The sequence below is a fragment of the Thiocapsa sp. genome (genome assembly GCF_035467215.1).
In the GTDB taxonomy this organism is placed as follows: domain Bacteria; phylum Pseudomonadota; class Gammaproteobacteria; order Chromatiales; family Chromatiaceae; genus Thiocapsa.
In genome coordinates this window covers 1-3,136 of record NZ_DATITZ010000020.1, presented here as the reverse complement: position 1 = coordinate 3,136, position 3,136 = coordinate 1, and the positions used below count along the sequence as shown (strand labels likewise).

At 65.7% G+C, this 3,136-nt stretch carries 4 protein-coding genes; 1 reads left to right on the top strand and 3 read right to left on the bottom strand.

The features are described from left to right. On the bottom strand, window positions 1-273 hold a 273-nt coding region (locus VLR48_RS01135), incomplete at its 3' end, for a MarR family EPS-associated transcriptional regulator (RefSeq protein WP_325290016.1). Between the two features lie 691 nt (window positions 274-964). On the opposite strand from VLR48_RS01135, the gene VLR48_RS01130 reads away from it, so the two are divergent. Then, window positions 965-1,231: a hypothetical protein gene (locus VLR48_RS01130; protein WP_325290015.1), complete on the top strand. Its 267-nt coding sequence runs from the start codon at window positions 965-967 to the stop codon at window positions 1,229-1,231. 269 nt (window positions 1,232-1,500) lie between these two features. Here the strand turns inward: VLR48_RS01130 and VLR48_RS01125 are convergent, their stop codons facing one another. Continuing rightward, window positions 1,501-2,427 (bottom strand): hypothetical protein, encoded by a 927-nt coding sequence (locus VLR48_RS01125; protein ID WP_325290014.1) that lies wholly within the window; start codon window positions 2,425-2,427, stop codon window positions 1,501-1,503. Beyond that, a complete protein-coding gene (locus VLR48_RS01120) occupies window positions 2,424-3,098 on the bottom strand; it encodes a DegT/DnrJ/EryC1/StrS family aminotransferase (protein ID WP_325290013.1) in 675 nt (224 codons plus the stop codon). The genes VLR48_RS01125 and VLR48_RS01120 overlap by 4 nt, the downstream gene beginning before the upstream one ends. Window positions 3,099-3,136: the final 38 nt, after the last annotated feature.

Genomic DNA, 3,136 nt, shown 5'->3' with positions numbered 1-3,136 from the left:
GGCTTCGTATTCGGCGCGTTTGCGCTGCAGGAAGCGGGCGGTGATGCGGGCCTTGGCCTCGATGCCCTGCGGGGTGAGCAGGTAGGCGTAGGCGCGCTTGTTGTCGCTTCGGCGGAAGTTCTGGACCTTCACCCACCCGTGATCGATGAGGGCGCGCACGCAGAAGTTGGTGCTGCCCAGGCTGATGCCGAGCGCCTTGGCCAGATCGCGTTGGGTGCCGTCGGGGTGCGCCTCAAGGTGCTTGAGGACGCGGTAGTGGAGGTCTTCGGTCATTCCGGGGTGTTACGCAAAGACGCAGGGCTTTAGGGGCGACAGGACGGACAAGGGGCGACTAAGGTGATTTCCCGTAAAGGATCTACCGGCGTGATCGGGTCGGGGCGAATGAATTCGGCCCTACAGCCCCAACCGGTATTCCGGGAATCGGCAGTCGGGATGCTTGATCCCGGAAATCGTCTTGGTGTGTGTTGGCGCTGCGGTGGACGGCGTTTCGGGCACGCTACCGCCCTACCTTGTCATGCCGGTATGGGCTGTCGGAGGGGCGGTTTGTTGGCTCGGACAGGCGCGGTTCAAGCGCTGAACTCAGGGGCGGGATAAGACCACGGGCGTCGACTTGGGTCAAGGATTGTCGGTCGGGATCCCGACGCGTTCCCGACGGTGGGCATCCCGATGCCGAGATCTCTCGTAGATCGGCATCGCCATGCCGACATCTTCCGTAGGTCGGCATCCCCATGCCGACACGGGTGCCCGGAAGCTCTCGTAGGTCGGCATCCCCATGCCGACATCTTCCGTAGGTCGGCATCCCCATGCCGACACGGGTGCCCGGAGGGGACCCGGAGTCGAGGCATCCGGGTCGCTCGGGCGTTTGGCGCTGCCTGAGAAGTCTCGGCGGCAAGGGGTTGCCGCCCTACGCTTCGCTCCTATCCTCCGGGATCCCCATGCCACGTCCCCGTAGGTCGGCATCCCCATGCCGACATCTCCCGTAGGTCGGCATCCCCATGCCGACACGGGCGCCCGGATTGAGGTCTCCGGATCGCTCGGGCGTCTGGTGCTGCCTGCGAGGTCTCGGCGGCAAGGGGTTGCCGCCCTACGCTTCTGCACCGGGCGATCCAGCTTCGCCAGCTGGCGCTTCGCGCGTGGCTTGAGGGATACCGTCCAGGGCATGTCAGAAACCGAGGTCGCGCTTCACTTGCTCCAGCGGTATCGGCGCCTCGCCGTCCTCAAGGCCCTCTAGGGCGTCGGCGAGGTCCTCCGCGTCTTCCAGGTAATGCCCCACTAGGGTGCGATGACTTGTTCCGGAGTCTGGCCGCGGGCCTTGGCCAGTCCGGCTAGCGCCGTGGCGGCCCGATCAGGGATGGGGACGGTGAGGTTCATCGTGTGGGTGCTCCGACAGTCGAAACCGCCATGCCCGTTCGTAGGTTGGGCCGTGAGGGTGCTATCGTCAACTCGCTCCCACGCTACGAGGGCCACCCCGGTCCGGTCGAACCGGCGCGTGGACTCGCTTCAGCGCAGGACGTCGTCGAGGCTCTCGGCGGTGAGCACGCGCTCGGACCAGCGCAGCAGGGTGTCCGGGTCGGCGGTCTCGATGCGTTGCCGGGCGGCCTCGGGCAGCTCGCCGAAGCGCAACTGCAACAGGGACGTCAGCATGCGGGCTTCGCCACGCCGCATGCCCTGCTCGATGCCTTGCGCGTGACCTTTCTCGATGCCTTGCTCGATGCCTTGCTCGATGCCTTGCTGGATAAAGCGTTCTGCGAATCCGGTCATTTCGGCAGCCTCCCGGGGATACCGTTGACTGTAGAGTTGCTGTTCATTCTCGTCCAAGGCGGAATAGATGTCGATGAAGTCGGCATATTTCAGACGTTTCTCGGGATGGGGCTCCAGCTCGATCAGACCGCGCACGGCATGCGCGTAGACCGCGAGTTTCTCCTCCGGCGCGAAGGCCATGCTCGGCAACGCGAGCCGTGCCACCAGGTTGCGACTGTTCAGGTGTTCGCGCGCGGGGATCGCGAAGAGTGCGCTGGAGAGGTAGTGGAAATCCAGGTAGGCGGTGCTCTCGCTGCCCAAGCGCAGACGCGGCGGATAGGCGCCGCGGTGCAGGAAGATCACCACCGGCACCACGCGCTCGGTCTTGAACAACTCGCCCAGGTCGAGGCAGTAATGCGCCAGCCGGTGAATGCAGAAGCGCCGCGGGTCGGTCTCTTCCTCGATGACGAACAGGAGTGCCGCGCGCCGTCCGTCCGGCCATTCGACCAGCAGCGGCACGTCCAGCTCCCGAAAGCGCTCGCCCAGACGTTCCTTGAGCTGCTCCTCTCGAATTGGCACGATGCGTGCCAAAGCATCGACCGCATGCGCCTCGACCGCCGCGAAGAAGGCGATCGACTCGCGCGGGTCGTCGAGGATCAGGTTTTTGAAGTTCTGGTCGTGGCTCATCGGGCTTCCTTTTCGCGACACAAACAGGGTCGGGTAACCGCGGGGGTATCCGGAACTGATGTCTGCGGTTCGCTCGGGCGTTTGGTGCTGCCTGCGAGGTCTCGGCGGCAAGGGGTTGCCGCCCTGCGCTTCTGCGGCCCCATCGGCAGACTCAAGACCTCGTCGGCGATCCGCGCGGCGAGCGGAAAGGCATCCGCCGCATGGCCGGCGTCGGCATAGGCGTCCTGCTTGTGCGGCGGGATCGGGTAATGGATGAGGGTGCCGATACCGGCCTCGCTCAGGCTGCGCTGGAGCGCATCGCGCTCGGGGTGGCGCACGACGAAAAGATGCCACACCGGGTCGGCCCGGGCGGGCACGTGCGGCAGGGTCAATCCGGTGTCGGCGAGTCCGTCCAGATAGGCGGCGGCGATCGCTCGGCGGCGGTCGTTCCAGGCATCGAGATGGCGGAGCTTCACCGCGAGGAAGGCGGCCTGAAGCGGGTCGAGACGGCTGTTGAAACCTTGGACCTCGTTGACGTATTTGACCCGCGAGCCATAGTTGCGCAGGACGCGGAGGCGGTCCGCGAGCGCGGGGTCGTCGGTGGTGACCGCCCCGCCGTCGCCGAGGGCGCCGAGATTCTTGCCCGGGTAGAAGCTCCAGGCCACGGCGTCGCCATGTCCGCCGATGCGCAATAACGGTTCAGAAACAACTTAGCCATTGCGGTTCATTC